The organism is Parvibaculum sp., assembly GCF_046297875.1.
Classification (GTDB): Bacteria; Pseudomonadota; Alphaproteobacteria; order Parvibaculales; family Parvibaculaceae; genus Parvibaculum.
Genome location: NZ_JBKBHD010000001.1, coordinates 2,832,649 through 2,849,694 on the forward strand (window position 1 = coordinate 2,832,649; position 17,046 = coordinate 2,849,694).

Consider the following 17,046-nt stretch of genomic DNA (forward strand, 5'->3'; position numbering starts at 1 on the left):
CGGCAAAGCGCAATCAGAGGCCGGGGCTGGGCTCCGCCGCGGTCGCCTCGCCCTCATGCCCGCCCGGCAGGCCGACGATCTCGCGATAGGCGACCGAGAGCATGGTGATCTGCGACATGAGAAAATAGAAATAGGCAGCAAGGCCCACGACCGCAGCGAGAACCGTTGTCACAATGCCTCCCCCAAGCATGGCCGAGACAAGGCCGACCACGACGGCAACCACGATTACGGCCAACGCAAATACAATGCCGATCAGAATCGCATAGCCAACCATGCGCCAGGTGTTGCCGGCGGACGCGGAGAAGGCAGCAAAGACCTTGCCCGAACCGCCGACAGCGGCATCGGGAAGTGCCAGCATCAGACGCAGGAAAATGCCAAGCACAACGAGGTACCCCACGATTATCGCAATGCCCCCTGCCATGATGACGAAGCCGGCAGCGCCAGAGTCCCCACCCGACAAACCGGCGAGACCAAAGATGGCCGCCACAATGACACCGCCAACGACGATCATTGCGATGTAAAGCACCATCGTCTTGATGAAGGACCAGATGTAGCGAAAGTCCTCGCGCCGCAGCAGTGCCCCGGACTGTTCACCCATCAGCACGAAACGGTGCCATCGAACCGCGGCAACCGCACTCGCCAGAAACATGAGAAGGATCGAAGCGAAATAGGCTGGTCCCACGGCGCGCTGATCGACGGCTTCCATCGCCGCGGCGATCTCCTCTGGAGAGGCGCCCGATTGCACCAGCGCGAAAAGATCGCCGAAACCAGCTTCGCCATAGGCCCAGATATAAACACCGAGGCCGACAGCAATAAGGATGACAGCTGGCCATGCGGCAAAGACAAGCTGGAAATAATGGCGCGTGACGCCCGAAAATACTTCGCCTACGGAACGAAAGACCGGAAGTTTGCGCATTGTGCCCCCAATAAGAATCAGTCGGCACCCCGTGCCGCAACGAGGCGTTTACCCTAGCCGCTCGAACGCCGTCCGCCAACGGATAATGCGGATCAGAATGTCGGGTCGATATGCGGCTCGGTTTCGCGGGGAACGCTTCCGGGCGGGCCGACAAGCTCGCGATAGGCGATCGACAGCACAGCGATATTCACGACGGCGAAGAAAACATAGACAAAGGCAGCAATCGCGACTGCAGCAATCTGCATCGCTCCGCCGCCCGCCATGAGCGATCCGGCCAGACTGGAGAGGAGCAGGATCGGCACGGCAACCGCGAACATGACCGCAAGGAGGCGCCAGAAGTTTCCTCGCGTGCGCTCCAGAACGAGGCGCGGGTCCACCGGGTCGCCGATGGCGACGGCGGGCAGCAGGAGTGTCAGGCGGACAAAGAAATAAACCGCGATTGCGACGAGGAAGAGGCCGAACAGCGCGAGCAGCGCGCCGGACGGCGTTTCCTGCAGTTGCGCCGCAGCAAGTGAGAGCGCCGCGCCGGGGATGAACAGCAGGATGAGGAATATCGAGACGAGCAGGAAGATCGCCTCGCGGCGGCCGAAGCTGAAATGAATTGGGCCCGTAGGTTCATCGCCCAGCAGGATGAAGCGGTGCCAGGTAACAGCGATGACCGGCCAGAGGAATAAGCTCGCAATTTCGAGCACAAGTGCCAGAAAGAATTGCGTCTCGACGTCGACGAAGACGCGCGCAATGGAGAAGACGAGATAGAGCGCGACCGGAAACCAGATCAGGCGCACCATGTCGCCAAGATTGCGCCAGGCGCCGCCATAGGCCTCGGTGATCGTGGAGACGACATCGAGACGGGTGGTCATTGCGCGGCCTCGCCAAAGGCCTTGCTGCGATAGACCTCGTTCTGCGGATCGAGGCCGAGCGCCGTCATGTAGTATCGGCGGGCAACATCCTGATTGCCGAGCGCCTCTGCCAGCGCACCGCGCACATACCAGGCTCCTGCGCTATCGGGGTTGAGCGCGATCGCCTTTTCGATGTCGGCCAGCGCGGGGGCGATATCGCCCTTCTCCCGATATGCGTTGGCGCGGTTCTGATAGAGAAGTGCATCGTCCGGCACGATGGCGAGGGCGCGCGTGTAATCCTCGATGGCGCGGTCATGCTCGCCAGTGGATTTGAGCGCGACGCCGCGATTGAGCAGCGCCGTGACGAGATCGTCGTCGGAGAGCTCGCCGGAGTCGATCGCGCGGGTGCAATAGTCGATGGCCGAGCGGTAATCGCCGGTGGCAAACTGCGCATAGCAGATATTGTTGTCGCCGATGGCATCGGCGCCCGCGGTGGAAACCCCGCCCGCGAGCGCCAGAGCCAGCATCAGCAGTCCCGATTTTCTCGTCATATCCCGTTCCGCTCCCTGCAATCAGAGCGACGAGACTACTCCTTCATCGGCCTGCGAGAAAGCTGCAACGGCTATCGCCGTATTCATGAAGTCGCGGAAGCGAATCCACTGGGCATCCTTCATGGTGATGACATGGACAAAATCGGAGTCGATGGGCCGGCCCGTGGAGCGGGCCGTCAGGTTCAAATGCCCGGTCACGATGACCTTGTCCCTGTCGGCGATGAACTCCTCGGCGTCAAACTGGTGGACATCGACCGAGGAGAGCACCCGCTCGAAGAAGCGGCGGCATTTGTCATGGCCGCGATAGATCCCGGCATAGGGGATGACCGGCGTGCCATAGAACTCGATCACGGCATCCGGGTGCAGGAATTCCATAATCGCGGGTATATCCTGCGCACCGAAGGCATGAAACAGCGCCTTTGTGACGGCAATGTTTCGGTCCTGTTCGGAGACTCTTGCTTTCATCACGCGGCTCCTTTCCGGCGGCGGGTAAAACGAAGGGTGAGGCTGTCGAGGCCATGGTTCAGCAGGCTGGCGCGCTGCTGCACCGGGGCATCGCGCCCAAGGCAAACATCGTCCATGCAGCCGACAATTGCCGCGATGAGCGCCCGGCCCTCCATGCGCGCGAGCGCCGAGCCCAGGCAATGATGGATGCCGACGCCGAAGGTGAGCTGCCTGTTGAGGTTTGGCCGCGCGATGTCGAATTTCGACGGATCGGGGAACACAGCCGGATCGTGATTGGCAGCGGCGAAGAAAAGCGCCACCCAGTCGCCTTCGCGGATCAGCCTGCCGCCGATTTCCACATTCTGCGTGGCGATGCGGAAGAGGCGCTGAGGCGGGCCGCTATGGCGCAGGCTCTCGTCGATGAAAGCGTCGATGAGAGAGGGATCGGCGGCGAGCCTTGCCCTGATCTCCGGCATGGTGGCGAGATTGTAGAGAAGATTGCCGAGAAGGAAGGTCGTCGTTTCCGAGCCCGCCACGACAAGCGTAATGCAGAAGCGGATGATTTCGTCGAGGGTGAGCTGTTCGCCATCGACTTCCGCTTTCAGGAGCGCGGTGATGAGCGAATCCGGCACCGGATCGCCCTTTTCCAGCGCGCCGTAGAGACGCTCGATCGTGGCGGTGAAGTACTGGACCAGCTCCATATTGCTCGCCTCGCGCTCTTCAGGCGCAAGATCGGCGGAGAGCATGAAGGCGGTCGCCCAGCGGCGGAACTTTTCCACCACGTCGTCTGGAAGCCCAAGAAGGCCGACCATGATGCGGGCGGGAATGCGCGCGGCGAGCGCATCCATCACCTCGACCTCGCCATCGCCGAGCCGCGAGAGCATATCGTTCACGATCTCGCCGACCCAAGGCTCCAGCGCCTCGACGCGGCGGCGCGAGAAAGCCATGTTCACGATGCCGCGCAGCCGGTCATGCTCCGGGTTGTCGTGATTCACCAGCATGAGGGTGGGCGCGGAAGACTGCTCCTGCAGCGGGTCGCGCGAGGAAAAGACCCTGTGGTCACGGGCGGCGGCGGAGACATGCGCGTAGTCAAGCAGCACCCAGGCCGTTACCGGCTCATCCGCATCCGGCACCGTGCCCGGCGGGTAGTCGCGATAGCCCCAGGCCGGGCAGTGCGGCCTCAACTTCTCATAAAGCGCGTAGGGCGATGCGATTGTGTCGCCCTTCGGCAAGGCTTCGACAAGCGCCGCAACCTCGCGGTTCGCGCCCGAGACGACGGAATTCTGCATGAGGTTCCCCCCTCCTCTCTCGACTGTCCTTTTTGCGTCTCCTCCCGAGACAATATTATTCATTTCATAAATTATTTCGTTTGTAAATGATTTTAACGATGATGAAACCGGGCGCGAAGCCTAAACTCCGGCGGGAATCGGCCAGCGCCCGAGAGGCGCAGAGGAGGCGGCGTTGAGTTCAAGGAAAACGGGCGGACGGACGCCCCGAGAGACATCGGCCATTCCGGCGGCGGCGCTGCGCTTTCTCGAATATTATTACCCGATCCACTACAAGGCGGGGATCGGCGTCGAGGATGCGCTGCGCGGCGGCTCGCTGAACCGGCATCAGGTCGCCATGCTCTGGCTCATTCACTCCGAGGGTACGGAGGGCCGGGAGATGGACCGCAAGGCCATCGAACGCTCGCTCGAAACCTGGTTCGAAATCTCGGGCGCAGCGATAACCAAGGCGCTCAGAGCGATGGCGCAGCCGCCGCTGGACCTTGTGCGGCTTGTCGAAAACCCGAAATCCGGCAGGGAAAAGATCGTCGTTCTGACGCCCAAGGGCGAAGTCCATATGAAGAAGATGATCGCGGGCGGCGAGGCCTATGTGCAGCGGATCATCGACCATATGTCGGACGAGGAAATCGAGCAGGGGCTTCATTTCTTCAAGCGGATTTCCGAGATCGTGGAAGGGTTCCGGGAAGAGTGAACCCGCGACGCCCGGTCCCCTTGCGGGGGCCCCTTGGCGCTGTTATAGGCACGGCGCTGATTTAGGCCCGGAGTATCCGACATGAATGCCAATCCCGTCGTCGCCATTGCGGGCGCGACCGGCGCCGTGGGCGTCGAAATGATCCGCTGCCTCGAGGAACGCAACTTCCCGGTGAAAGAGCTGAAGCTCCTCGCCTCCGCACGCTCGGCCGGCAAGACCATGAAATTCCGGGGCAAGGACATTCTCGTCGAGGAACTGACGGAAGAGAGCTTCAAGGGCGTCGATATCGCCTTTTTCTCGGCGGGCGGTGGCATTTCCAGGAAGTTCGTGAAGGCCGTGATGGATGCCGGCGCGGTGATGATCGACAATTCGTCGGCCTTCCGCATGGACCCCGACACGCCGCTGGTGATCCCCGAGATCAACCCGGAAGCGGCACTCACCCACAAGGGTGTGATCGCCAATCCGAATTGCTCGACGATCATCGCCATCACACCGCTCTGGCCGATCCACAAGGTCAATCGCGTGAAGCGCATCGTGGCCGCGACCTATCAGGCGGCGTCGGGCGCGGGCGCGGCGGCGATGGAAGAACTCGAGCAGGCGACGCGCGCCTTTCTTGCGAACGAGCCCTTCGAGCAGAAGATCATTCCGCACCCCTATCCCTTCAACGTGTTCAGCCACAATTCCAGCGTGGACCCGGAAACGGGCTACAACGAGGAAGAGCTGAAGATGGTGAAGGAGACGAAGAAGATCTTCGGCGATCCCGATATTCGCGTGACGGCCACATGCGTGCGTGTGCCCGTTCTGCGCGCGCATTCGGAGGCGCTCGATATCGAATGCGAAAAGCCGATCACGCCGCAAGAGGTGCGCGAAATTCTCGCAGGTGCGCCGGGCGTGAAGATCGTCGACGACCGGGCGGAAAACTATTTCCCGATGCCCAAGGATGCGTCCGGCCAGGACGATATTCTGGTCGGCCGCATCCGGCAGGATATTTCGGACCCGTCGGGCCGCTCGATCGCGATGTTCGTCGCGGGCGACCAGCTTCTCAAGGGCGCGGCACTGAACGCCGTGCAGATCGGCGAAATCCTCGTCCGCGCGGCGAAATAACTATCGTTGCCGCGCGGCGAGCTTGCCTCCTGCCCATGAGAGCGGGAGCGAGACGGCGATCAGCGCCAGCGGATACCAGGGCGGGCTCATCTCCCACATGGCGATGGCGCCGAGCGTGCTGAGCACCACGCCGATGGCGCCAAGCACAAGCGCATGGGCAACCGGCGCGCGCGGCGCGAGCCGCCCCGCAATGTAGCCGCCAGCGACGCCATAGAGACAGCGATAGGCGAAGGCGAGGATGAGAAGCCCCGTGTCCGTCATAGGCTGATCCCAGGACGGATAGACGCCGAGCGTGTGGAAAAGCTGGTCGGTGCCAAGGGACAGCACGAAGATCGCGACGAGGCCCGCAAGGACCGCGCCGATGCTCATGCCTATCCGGCGGGGTGCGTGGTTCGTCATGACAGCTATCCCCGCTCAGTTCCGCGCACCGACAAGGGCGAAGGATGCGCCCAGCGGATCAAGCCCCATAACGATCCAGCCATCGCCCGGCACCTGATGCGGACCCATGAGAACGGTGCCGCCCTTCTCGCCGATGCGCGTAACAGCGGCGTCGATATCGTCGACGCAGAAATAAAAGTTCCAGACCGGCGACGGCACTTCGGCGGGCTTGCGCATCATGGCACCTACAGCCTCGCCGCCTGCGGCGAAGAGCTGATAGATGCCCATTTCGCCCATATCCATCGCCTGACCCTTCGTCCAGCCGAAGAGACCGGAATAGAAAGCGAAGGTGGTATCGACCTCGCCGCCATACAGTTCGTGCCAGCCCGTCGTGCCCGGTGTGCCTATCGGCGGCAGGTTCATCGGCCCGCCCTCGCCTTTGAATATGATGAAAGCGGCGCCAGCGGGATCCGCCACGACGGCAAAACGCAGGATGCCCGGAATGTCCTCCGGCGCGCGCAGCACGACGCCGCCTGCATTTGCGACACGGGCGGCATAGAGGTCCACATCATCGACGCCGATATAGCCGATCCAGCCAGGCTTCATCCGGTCGCATTGATCGGGCGGAATGGACATCATGCCGCCGACGCCCGCATCCCCGATAAGAAAACGCGTGTAGGGCTCAGGGCTGTCATCGACGGATTCGAGCTTCCAGCCGATGACATGCGAATAGAAGTCGCCTGAGGCGGCGGTATCCGTCGTCATCAATTCGTACCAGAGGAATGTGTTTGGCGCTGTCATTGTGCAAGCTCCCTCTCGGCTTCGGCTTTCAGACCCGCGAGACCCGTTTCGAAATCGGCACCGACCATCTTGTCCATGTCGAAGAAGAGATGGAAAACCCTGGCGATGAGGCCGGACTTGCCTTCCATTGCCCATGTGACGCGGGTGGCATTGCCCTCCGGGACAAATGTGAAGATGGCCGTGTGGTCTGCCTGCATCGGCGCGCGGAAATGAAGCGCGATGACGAGGCGCGAGGGGGCTTCCGCTTCCAGGATTTCCATGCTGCCGCTACCGATGCTGCGGTCGCCATCCCACTCATAGACGGCGCCGGCCCCCTTTTCCGCCCCGCTATAGATACGGGCCATTTCAGGATCGCGCGTCTCATAAGGCGACCAGCGAAGCCAGAGGCGAAAATCCTCGACCAGCGGATAGATGCGTTCGGGCGATGCGTCGACGAGCACGCTGCGCTCGACACGGAAATGATCAGGCTTGCGGCTGGCGAGCGCCAGCAGCGCGACGACGAGCAGGACGAGCACGAGGCCCGCATAGAGAAAGAATTTCAGCACGAGACACCTGTAACCGGAGAAAGGAAATATAAGTTGATATCAACATAAATAACCGATGTCAAAGCGGAATCGGCGCCGCAAGCGCGCCAGTGCCATTAACCCGATACCGAATGTGGCTACATGCCCTCTTCAATCCCGCGGCCTGAAAGGCTATGTCCTTGGCGAGTATTCGACGCGCCGGGGGAGAAAGTTTATTCTCCCTGATGCCGGATCGACCGGCGCAAGCACTGAAGGACGGGATCATTATGGGCACTTACCGCTCACGCACAACGACGCATGGCCGCAACATGGCCGGCGCCCGCGGCCTGTGGCGCGCCACGGGCATGAAGGATGGCGATTTCGGGAAGCCTATCATCGCGGTGGTAAATTCCTTCACGCAATTCGTGCCGGGGCATGTGCATCTGAAGGATCTTGGCCAGCTTGTCGCGCGCGAAATCGAGAAGGCAGGCGGCGTTGCCAAGGAGTTCAACACGATCGCCGTCGATGACGGGATCGCGATGGGCCATGACGGCATGCTCTATTCGCTGCCCTCGCGCGAGATCATCGCGGATTCCGTGGAATACATGGTCAATGCGCATTGCGCGGACGCGATGGTCTGTATCTCGAATTGCGACAAGATTACACCGGGCATGCTGAATGCGGCGATGCGGCTCAACATACCGGCGATCTTCGTGTCCGGCGGGCCGATGGAAGCCGGCAAGGTGGTGCTGCGCGATGAGACAAAGGCACTCGACCTCGTGGATGCAATGGTCGCGGCGGCGGACGACTCCTATACGGACGAGGAAGTGCAGACCATCGAACGCTCGGCCTGCCCGACCTGCGGTTCGTGCTCAGGCATGTTCACCGCGAACTCGATGAACTGTCTGACCGAAGCACTCGGCCTCAGCCTGCCGGGCAATGGCTCGACGCTGGCGACCCATGCGGCGCGCGAGCAGCTTTTCCTCGAAGCCGGGCGGCGGATCGTCGGGCTTGCAAAGCGATATTACGAGCAGGACGACCAGTCGGTGCTGCCGCGCAATGTCGCCTCGAAGCAAGCCTTCGAGAACGCCATGTCGCTCGACATTGCGATGGGCGGCTCGACCAACACGGTGCTGCACATCCTTGCGGCGGCGCATGAAGGCGGGATCGACTTCACCATGAGCGATATCGACCGTCTGTCGCGGCGTGTGCCGGTGCTCTGCAAGGTCGCGCCTTCGAAGGCCGATGTTCACATGGAAGATGTGCACCGGGCAGGCGGCATCATGTCGATCCTCGGCGAACTGGACCGGGGTGGGCTGCTCCACGCCGGGCTGCCGACCGTTCATGCGCCGACGATTGGCGGTGCACTCAATGAGTGGGACATCAAGCGGAGCACGGCGAGCGAGGCGGCGAAGGCGCTTTTCCTTGCCGCGCCCGGCGGCGTGCCGACGCAGACGGCCTTCAGCCAGAACCGGAAATGGGAAAGCCTCGATACCGACCGCAAGGGTGGCGTGATCCGCAGTGTCGAACACGCCTTCTCGAAGGATGGCGGCCTTGCCGTGCTTTATGGCAATATCGCTCTCGATGGCTGCATCGTGAAGACGGCTGGCGTCGACGAGAGCATTCTGAAGTTCGAGGGACCGGCCCGCGTTTTCGAGAGCCAGGACGATGCGGTGAGCGCGATCCTGACCAATCGCGTGAAGGCGGGCGATGTCGTCGTCATCCGCTACGAGGGACCGCGCGGCGGGCCGGGCATGCAGGAAATGCTCTACCCGACCTCGTATCTGAAATCGAAGGGCCTCGGCGCGAAATGTGCGCTTGTGACCGACGGACGCTTCTCGGGCGGCACATCGGGCCTTTCCATCGGCCATGCCTCGCCGGAAGCGGCGGAAGGCGGCGCCATCGGCCTTGTGCGCGAGGGCGACATGATCGAGATCGACGTGCCGGGACGCGGCATCCATCTCAAGGTGAGCGACGAAGAACTTGCCGCGCGCCGCGCCGAGCAGGACGCCAAGGGCTGGAAACCGGCAAAGCCGCGCAAGCGCGCCGTCTCCACCGCGCTCAAAACCTATGCCGCCTTCGTGACCAGCGCCGCCAAGGGCGCGGTGCGCGACAAGGACGCCATCGACAAGGCGTCAGGGCTGCACTGACGGCATTTGGGATTTGGAAAAGCAAAACGGCAGGGGAGACCCTGCCGTTTCTTTTTTGCGCAATGCGCGGGCCCGGATGTTCAGATAACCGTGCCGAACAGGGCACCGATAGCAGCCGTCGCCGCCATGGCAAGCGCGCCCCAGAAGGTGACACGCGCAGCCGCCTTCCAGACATTGGCGCCGCCAGCGCGTGCACCAACCACACCGAGCGCCGCAAGAAATGCAAGCGAAGCCAGAGAGACGCCCTCCACGAGAAAGGCCATAGGGAGGATCGATGCCATTGCGAGCGGCAGCGCAGCGCCCGCGGAAAATGTTGAGGCCGACACGAATGCTGCCTGAATGGGACGGGCGGCGCTGATTTCGGTGATCCCGAGCTCGTCGCGCGCATGGGCCGCGAGCGCATCCTTCGCCATCAACTGATCGGCAACCTGATATGCAAGCTCGGGCGTGAGACCGCGCGCAACATAGATGTTCGCAAGCTCTTCCCGCTCGAAGGCTGGCTGAGTCTCAAGTTCCCCGCGCTCACGCGCGAGATCGGCGGCCTCGGTATCGGATTGGGAGCTAACCGAGACATATTCGCCTGCCGCCATCGACATGGCGCCTGCAACGAGACCGGCTGTGCCTGCAATCAGAACACCGGACTGCGTGGCGGAAGCGGCAGCGACACCCACGATGAGGCTTGCGGTCGACACGATGCCGTCATTCGCGCCAAGAACGGCAGCGCGCAACCAGCCGACACGGGATACGAGGTGACTTTCACGGTGACTGAGATTGCGTGGCATGACCTTGTCCCCAAAGACGGGTTAGACGCTTACGCAAGTGCCAGACCTGGGCTCACTCCCACTCGATTGTCTGAGTCCCCCATAAGTGTTTGAAAAATCGATGGTAAGTACCCGATCTGACGGTCATTCTCCGACTGTGAGGCCGTCAAAATGCTACGCTTTTGATTTCATTGAGAAAACTGCCAGAAAAAATATTTTCGCGGTTCCGGCATCTATCGAGGTCAATCGCCCCACAGACCCGTTTTCTTGCCTGCCCAGCGTAACTCCGGCGGCCGCCCAAAAATACCGTCAGTTCTCCATAGCAGGACTCAGTCTTCGGATCGAGTAGCCCGGGAACGGTAAAGGTGGCCAGCGCACGTCCGACGCCCCTAAACGTAGAACTTGAACGGCTGTCGCTCTGCTCCCGTAGCGCTGCCCATAGTTAGCACTTCGCCGACCTTGTCCGCGAAACGAATGGTGACCGGCAACCCGTCGCTGAAATTGCAGGCGTTGTAATTGATTTTCGTGAGACCCAGTATGTCTGCCAGCACCGTCTCGATAGAAGGATAGTCACCGCTCGCGCGGAGCACTGTCACGAACAACGGGTTCGGCGTCTCGGGACCGATATAGGTATCGATACGTGGCGCATACCCTGTGGTCCAAAGATAAGCGTCTTTGTCTCCGAGCTGGATCGCCGTGCCGCGCAGGCACGGATAATCGCCATCGCGGAAGAGCTTGGTCTCGCCATGAGTCGATTGGATACGCACGCCTACGATATTGGTGCCGTCGGGCGCGGCTTTGCTAAAGGCCTCCCATTCCGCGTCGTTGAACTTGGTTCGCCCGTGAATGAACAGCTCTTTTGGATAAGTTCCGAAGCGTTGCTTGTAGGTATCCAGAACCGTCTTGATCAGGTTTTCGGCCGCCAGATCGCTGAGGTGAAACTCTCTGTTTTCAGTCTGCCACGGCCCGTTCGCCCCGCGAAAGACGACCCCGTCTCCTTCGCTCAGGAACATCTGCGCCGCACAGCAGGCGTGATTGTCAGCGTGATTGGGAAGGAGCTTAAACACCAAGCCGACGTAGCAGACGCCTGGCCGCATACGGGCGATCTTCCACGGGGGTTCCGCCTGCGTTTTGTAGAACAGGCCTGTGGCCAGATTCCAAGCGACGGTGGCGGAATCCTGAGTGCCACGTTTCGGATATCCTGCCTTGTTCACGAACTCTTCAGGGGCAAGGGTTGTCTCGCGAATAAGCTGAGATGTCATGCCCAGCTTCAAAAGCTTCGCTTTGACCTGCCGGTGGAAGTCGGGAATGTCATCGAACACTGCTTCAAGCGTGTCATCAATAACACCGGCCAGTAGCGGAAGGTCGACGCGCCCTTTCTGGCGCCGGGACAATTCCCCCTTGAGAAGCTCGATCTTACGGCGCTGACCCGCAACTGGGCGGCAGGTTTCGAAGACAATTTCCGGCACAACGAAGATCCAAACGTCTACCGTCCGCTCCTCATTTTTCGCGTGGCGTTCAATAGGGTCGATGAACAGCTTAGTTGTGGTGGCCACCGCCTCGTGATGGTTCTCGATCGCAATCGCAGCACGGATATCCGCAGGATCAATCTCGCATTTAATCATAGCGCCGGGATTGGCGCGGATGCCGAAGGCTTCCTCGAGACCAGGAAAATCAGAAAGATGAAGCCGGAACTCTTTGTCGCGCTGACCCCGAGGCGGAATTGCGACGGGATTGCTGATTGCATCGAGCCAGCGGCACAGGAGGTCTAGGCCATGTTTTGTACCAACCGCACCTATCGTAATCTGCGGACGATCAGGCTTTGACGCAGGCCCGTAAAGCGTAAGGCCGTCCTTCGGGTGATCCGAAGCCTGCCCGTGCCCAAACCCCAGTGGTGGTTCCGGAATGTAGAGAACCGGAACGGATTTCTCGGAAAATTCGATCAAGCGTCCTCCTCCTCGAAGTGGCCGCCTAACGTTGTGGGATCGGCTTCTTCCGCATCCTCGCCCAGTCTGTTGGTCTGGCGCGCGGTCACAGGTGCTGTGAACTGGATCGGCATCGCATCGAGAGTGATGCTGCCGCCCGAGCCGACGGCAAGGTCGACATACGGACTGTCGCCAGCCAACAGCTCCATGAAGGCCATCACACGCCCATGCCAAGCCTTGTTCCGCCAAGCTGAACAGATCGAACGTCGAAGGCGAAACTGAGTCTTGGGGTCTGGAATAGCGATCGGCTTGTTGTGCTCGCCGATGTCAGAGAACAGCACACGGCCCTTGAGCCGCATATGAGGGTAAGGGAAGAGGCTGGGAATGACGCTTACACCGTATTCCCAGATCTTCTTGCGGGCGACACCGCGTAGCATTGAATTGCGGCTCTGACCCTGGCGCCCCCATGAGACGCGCTTCTTGAGGCCCAATCTTTTGTCGCCAACGTGAAAGGACAGTCCGCTTGAGAACGAATGTGCAAGAAGCCCTTGGCGGGCGCAATGCTTCTCCCATGCCTGGCGCAAGAGATTCATCATGATCGACCGGGCATCGCGGCTGTCGATCCCCACGTCCGTTGACCCGTTCTCGAGTAGATCGAGAACGTCGAAGTCACGCTCGGCGTGAAACGGCCCCACCCGCTCGAAATGTTCCGTCAGGTCCATTGGGCTGGCGAAAGTCAGGAAGCCGGCGCCGAATTCGGCCATCGGGTATTCGAAGGACGCGCCGAGCTTACGCAGCAACGCCTCATTGGCACGATTGTTAGGCACCAGGTGATTAAGCTTGTCCGGCATCCTTAATATCCGGAGCCAATTGGACGTCAGGACCTCGGGAACCGCCTCGATCTCGACTGCGCGCCGACGCAGATGAGCGTACCATTCGGGCTGAATGATGCCGCCGCCAGCCTTGGGCACATGCTGCCTTTGGAGCGATTTGAGCAAGCTTTCCAGCCCCTTCGCCCATCCGCTCTCGAAGTCGACATACTGCAGGCCGCCGATGCCGAAGAGCTTTTGGAAGGCGCGCATCTTCAACGGAATGATGAAGTTGGGATCCTGGAGTTGTTTCGTCAGGTCTTCCGCGATGGCGATCTCCTCGCGAACACCCTTTCTGGCGAGCGTCTCGTCGCTACAGCACAACAGCATCTTGAACGCACGAGTCTGAAGCGCCGCAGTAAGCTTGCCGCGCCATTCGTCTCCGGCATCAAGATCGAAGATGTCTGCAAAGACGTTGTAGCCGGCGGCTTCGAGCCGCGGCGCGAGCCACAACACGAACTGGTCATCACCAGGCGTCGCCTTGGAAATGAAAATCAGGTCGCGTTCAACAGGCCCGCCCCTGCTCATTTACTCGACCGCCTTGTCGATGAACCCGAGCGTATTGGCGTTTTCTACCAACGTCCGCACCTTCGCCCGGTCGAGCCCCGATGGAACTTCGGCGTCGATCTCTAGCTTCAGCTTCACCGAACTCCCCGGGATCGTCGTGAGCTGCTCGACGATCGCTTCGACAATCTGATGGATTTCGCGGGCTGGTCTTTCCGAAGAGATCATCACGCTGCCGGTGAAGCGAGTTGGCTTCCTCTCAGCAGGTGGAGGCTGGGGCGTACCGCCGTCTGGCTGTGACCCTGTATCCGGCGACTTCTCGCCTGGGCCTTGCGTACCCCCGCCACTACCAGGCTGCACCGGAGCCGGTCGATGGGTCTCGGCCACAGCAGGCTTAACAATGACACTGTCGCTGTCGATCACGACTGCCGCGTTTGCGGCGCGCTCGATGGCAAGGCCGAGATAGATGTCCGACTTCTCGTCCCATCGCTCGGCATAAGCGAAGGGCCCCGGGATCATCCCGCTTACGGAGGCCTGCACGGCCTTGATCAGAACCTCCTGGTTCTTCAGGCGTGGCAGATAGATGTAGCGATTGAGATACTCCCGCAGATCCTTGAGCGAGAGATGCGGCTTGCCGTTCCAGATGTACTTCTGGAGGTCGCGATCGAGGCGCGTCGGGCCCAGTTCCGTGAGCAACCCTTCTTCGGCCACGAGCTTCTTGCTGGCCCGCGCCAGCAGCCCGTCCTGAGCCGGGATCTTGCCCGAGACCCATTCGACATCGGCTTGTGCGCTCTCCTGCGCAGGATAGTGAAGATAGCACCATGCCTCTTTCAGGCGTGTCTTCATCGTCTCGTTTGATTCAGCCAGCTTGGCCTTGGCCAGCGCGCTGTCGCTCTGCGTCAGGTTGAGCCGCTCGGTGTCGCGGACGATCTCGCCCCAGGCGAGTGACGCTCGCACGGCGTCTTTCAGATTGTCGAGCTGGCGGGAATCCGCGGCGATGAAGACCAGCATGTTGCGATAGACGCGCGGCGTGCTGCCACGCTGCATCAGGATGTCCTTGGCTTCGACCAACGCCTCGGAACCCTCGCGGCCATTGTGCGGATGCGCGACGCCAAGCACGACTGCCCGCACGCCTCCAGCTTCGTCCGGCACTTCTGCAGACGAGGCCGGCGCCACCTGCACAGCATCGAAGTGCCCACGATCAGCGAGGCTGTTCACATACTTGCTCAGCTCGGTGTCGATCGTCATCAGGACGAGCGCGGTCTCGATCTGTGCTGCCTTGTCGGCCGCGATGCGGTTGAGGCTCGCCGACATCGAGTACCAGTAGCGCCCGAGATCGGCGTGCATGAACTTGGCCTGGTTGGTCAGCCGCCGCAGCGCGTCGCCGAAGATCGCGGGCCGCTCGCCCGGCTGCACGACGCCGAGGTTGATCTGCTTGTCGTCCAGACCGGTGTTCTGTTGCTGGTGTGTCGGTGCCGTGCCCATGAAGATCGCGCGCGCCACGCGCCGCGTCGCAGAATATCGGTTCAGGTTGGGGGCCGACTGATCGATCTTGTAGGGCGTCGACGCGGTGCCATCCACATCACCGGCGATGATCGACTGCCAGGTCACATCGAGATAGTGAAGCAGCTCTGGCTCAACGCGCGGCGAACTCACCGCAACGCTGCCTGGCATGATCATCACCGACGGGTCGCCGTTCATCCAGAGCTCGTGGATCGCCTGCGCCATCAGGCGCAGCACGCCGCGCGTGCGCTGGAACTTCTCCAGCGAACCCCAGCTCGTATAGAGCTGGTCGAACAGCTCGGGATGGATCGGATAGGCCTTCTCCAGCTTGCGCCGGTAATCCTCGTCGGCGCAGCCCTGCGGGAAGTCGTTGGCGTTTTCGCGATAGAGCTTGGCGAACTGCTTCAGCGTGTTGTCCCGATGATGGAACTTGTCGCCGGAGATCTCCTTGAACAGCCGCCGCCGTACAATCTCATAGCTCTCTTCCTGGCTGGCCGGTCGCCATGAGGATTCGACACGACTGAAGGTCTGTTTGAGACGCGCGAGCGCCTCTTGGCCGCCCTCGCCGCCGACCTCGATCTGCGACGCCGGCAAGGATGCGACCAGCAGTGTTCCGGGGCTCGCCTTGACCGCTTCGGTGAGCGACTGGACGAACGACAGGTTCGCATCGAACGAACCCGACGGCAGCCCTTCGACACGATAAATCTGCCGCAGATAGGCCACCCACTCGTCGATTAGGATCAGGCATGGGGCGTACTTCTTGAAGATCGTCTCGAGCAGGTGCGAGCCTGGCGCGATGCCATTGGCATCATTCTCCGCAACCATGTCGAAAGCTTCGGCGCCGCCGAGCTGCCACGCCAGTTCACCCCAGGTCGTCCGGATCTTGCGACCGCCCTCGGCATTGAGGACGTCCTGCGGCCCGCGTGAGGTGCCAACCAGCACCGCGCGCTTGATGTTCTTGGGCACGGTCAGTTCGTGCTTCTCGAGCAGCTGATCGAGACCCGACAGGTCCTGAACCGGCGTCGGCCCCGCCATGTGGTAGAGGGCCAGCATCGAGTGCGTCTTGCCGCCGCCGAAGTTGGTTTGCAGTTCGACGACCGGATCGCCGCCGCTGCCCGACAGCCGCTTGGCGGCCCCGATCAGCAGCGCACTCAGCCCCTCGGTCAGATAAGTGCGGCTGTAGAACTGGCGCGGGTCGCGATATTCGGCGGGCGCGCTGCCCGAATGCACCTTGGCGAGGTCGGCCGCGAACTCGGCCTGCTGGAATTCGCCGGTGGCGACATCCTGGTGCGGCTCGACCACCTCGCGCCACGGCAGCAAGCCCGCCACTGTCTCAACGGAGATTTCAAGACGCTGGGTCTTGCGCCGCTCCTCATTACGCTGAAGCTCGGTGAACTTCGTCCGCAAGATGGTGTCGCGCATCTTCGAGAGCTGCTCGGCAGTCTCGCCGGCGCTGATCGCCTCCATCAGACGGCGCATGGAATCGAGCGCGCGCTCAGCGTCGTCGTAGGTGAAGGTCTCGTTGTGCGATAGCTTGTTGCGAACGTCGCTCAGCTCGTTCACCCAGGACCGCTCCGCCCGGCCGAGAACGGCGCGGAAGGCGTCGTTCCAGAAGCGGTCCATCGCGTTGAACAGCGCGGCCTGGTCCCAGCCAACCTCGCCGTTGCTGTTCGGGCGCAGGCTGGGCAGCTTTTCCAGCACCTGGACCTGCCAATGCCCCTTCAAGGAGCTTTCCAGCCGCTTCTCGACGAACGGAATGAGGGCTGCGGGCAGCAGCTCCATGCCCTCGAAAACATATTGGCGCGTGCTCTTGGCCACTGT

15 protein-coding genes are annotated in these 17,046 nt (G+C 61.6%); 3 read left to right on the plus strand and 12 right to left on the minus strand.

The features are described 5' to 3' along the window. Window positions 1-13: 13 nt before the first annotated feature. The 5 genes from ACK4FH_RS13985 to ACK4FH_RS14005 all read right to left on the minus strand — a co-directional run bounded on the left by ACK4FH_RS13985 (window position 14) and on the right by ACK4FH_RS14005 (window position 4,039). Complete coding sequence (locus ACK4FH_RS13985; RefSeq protein ID WP_409814798.1) at window positions 14-916, minus strand: hypothetical protein; 903 nt, start codon at window positions 914-916, stop codon at window positions 14-16. A gap of 92 nt (window positions 917-1,008) precedes the next feature. Next, entirely contained in the window at window positions 1,009-1,776 is a 768-nt protein-coding gene (locus ACK4FH_RS13990; protein WP_409814801.1) for a hypothetical protein, read from the minus strand. Further along, window positions 1,773-2,306 carry a tetratricopeptide repeat protein gene (locus ACK4FH_RS13995; RefSeq protein WP_409814804.1) on the minus strand — a complete coding sequence of 178 codons (534 nt, stop codon included), beginning with the start codon at window positions 2,304-2,306 and terminating at the stop codon, window positions 1,773-1,775. Before ACK4FH_RS13995 ends, ACK4FH_RS13990 begins: the two co-directional genes overlap by 4 nt. Window positions 2,307-2,327: 21 nt before the next feature. Then, complete coding sequence (locus ACK4FH_RS14000) at window positions 2,328-2,771, minus strand: nuclear transport factor 2 family protein (protein ID WP_409814807.1); 444 nt, start codon at window positions 2,769-2,771, stop codon at window positions 2,328-2,330. Continuing rightward, a complete protein-coding gene (locus ACK4FH_RS14005) occupies window positions 2,771-4,039 on the minus strand; it encodes a cytochrome P450 (protein WP_409814810.1) in 1,269 nt (422 codons plus the stop codon). Before ACK4FH_RS14005 ends, ACK4FH_RS14000 begins: the two co-directional genes overlap by 1 nt. Window positions 4,040-4,211: 172 nt before the next feature. Between ACK4FH_RS14005 and ACK4FH_RS14010 the strand changes: the two genes are divergently transcribed. After that, window positions 4,212-4,727 (plus strand): MarR family winged helix-turn-helix transcriptional regulator, encoded by a 516-nt coding sequence (locus tag ACK4FH_RS14010; RefSeq protein ID WP_409814813.1) that lies wholly within the window; start codon window positions 4,212-4,214, stop codon window positions 4,725-4,727. A gap of 81 nt (window positions 4,728-4,808) precedes the next feature. Then, window positions 4,809-5,831 carry an aspartate-semialdehyde dehydrogenase gene (locus ACK4FH_RS14015; RefSeq protein WP_409814815.1) on the plus strand — a complete coding sequence of 341 codons (1,023 nt, stop codon included), beginning with the start codon at window positions 4,809-4,811 and terminating at the stop codon, window positions 5,829-5,831. Here ACK4FH_RS14015 and ACK4FH_RS14020 read toward each other — a convergent pair whose 3' ends face one another. From ACK4FH_RS14020 to ACK4FH_RS14030, 3 genes are read right to left on the minus strand one after another with little or no spacing between them, the layout of a single operon-like run. Further along, entirely contained in the window at window positions 5,832-6,230 is a 399-nt protein-coding gene (locus ACK4FH_RS14020) for a hypothetical protein (RefSeq protein ID WP_409814817.1), read from the minus strand. A gap of 15 nt (window positions 6,231-6,245) precedes the next feature. After that, window positions 6,246-7,010 carry a VOC family protein gene (locus ACK4FH_RS14025; protein ID WP_409814819.1) on the minus strand — a complete coding sequence of 255 codons (765 nt, stop codon included), beginning with the start codon at window positions 7,008-7,010 and terminating at the stop codon, window positions 6,246-6,248. Then, window positions 7,007-7,555, minus strand: coding sequence for an SRPBCC family protein (locus ACK4FH_RS14030; protein ID WP_409814821.1), 549 nt, complete (start codon window positions 7,553-7,555; stop codon window positions 7,007-7,009). Before ACK4FH_RS14030 ends, ACK4FH_RS14025 begins: the two co-directional genes overlap by 4 nt. A gap of 245 nt (window positions 7,556-7,800) precedes the next feature. Between ACK4FH_RS14030 and ilvD the strand changes: the two genes are divergently transcribed. After that, a complete protein-coding gene (ilvD, locus tag ACK4FH_RS14035; protein WP_409815331.1) occupies window positions 7,801-9,663 on the plus strand; it encodes a dihydroxy-acid dehydratase in 1,863 nt (620 codons plus the stop codon). An 80-nt stretch (window positions 9,664-9,743) separates the two neighbouring features. Here ilvD and ACK4FH_RS14040 read toward each other — a convergent pair whose 3' ends face one another. The 4 genes from ACK4FH_RS14040 to ACK4FH_RS14055 form a co-directional block, all read right to left on the minus strand. Then, on the minus strand, window positions 9,744-10,445 hold the full coding sequence (locus ACK4FH_RS14040; RefSeq protein WP_409814824.1) for a VIT family protein: 702 nt from the start codon (window positions 10,443-10,445) through the stop codon (window positions 9,744-9,746). 368 nt (window positions 10,446-10,813) lie between these two features. Next, a complete protein-coding gene (locus ACK4FH_RS14045; protein WP_409814827.1) occupies window positions 10,814-12,370 on the minus strand; it encodes an argonaute/piwi family protein in 1,557 nt (518 codons plus the stop codon). Next, window positions 12,367-13,746 carry a toll/interleukin-1 receptor domain-containing protein gene (locus tag ACK4FH_RS14050; protein WP_409814830.1) on the minus strand — a complete coding sequence of 460 codons (1,380 nt, stop codon included), beginning with the start codon at window positions 13,744-13,746 and terminating at the stop codon, window positions 12,367-12,369. The genes ACK4FH_RS14045 and ACK4FH_RS14050 overlap by 4 nt, the downstream gene beginning before the upstream one ends. Further along, the gene (locus ACK4FH_RS14055; RefSeq protein WP_409814833.1) at window positions 13,747-17,043 is read right to left on the minus strand and encodes a DUF499 domain-containing protein; all 3,297 of its coding nucleotides are present in this window, start codon (window positions 17,041-17,043) and stop codon (window positions 13,747-13,749) included. Window positions 17,044-17,046 lie beyond the last annotated feature (3 nt).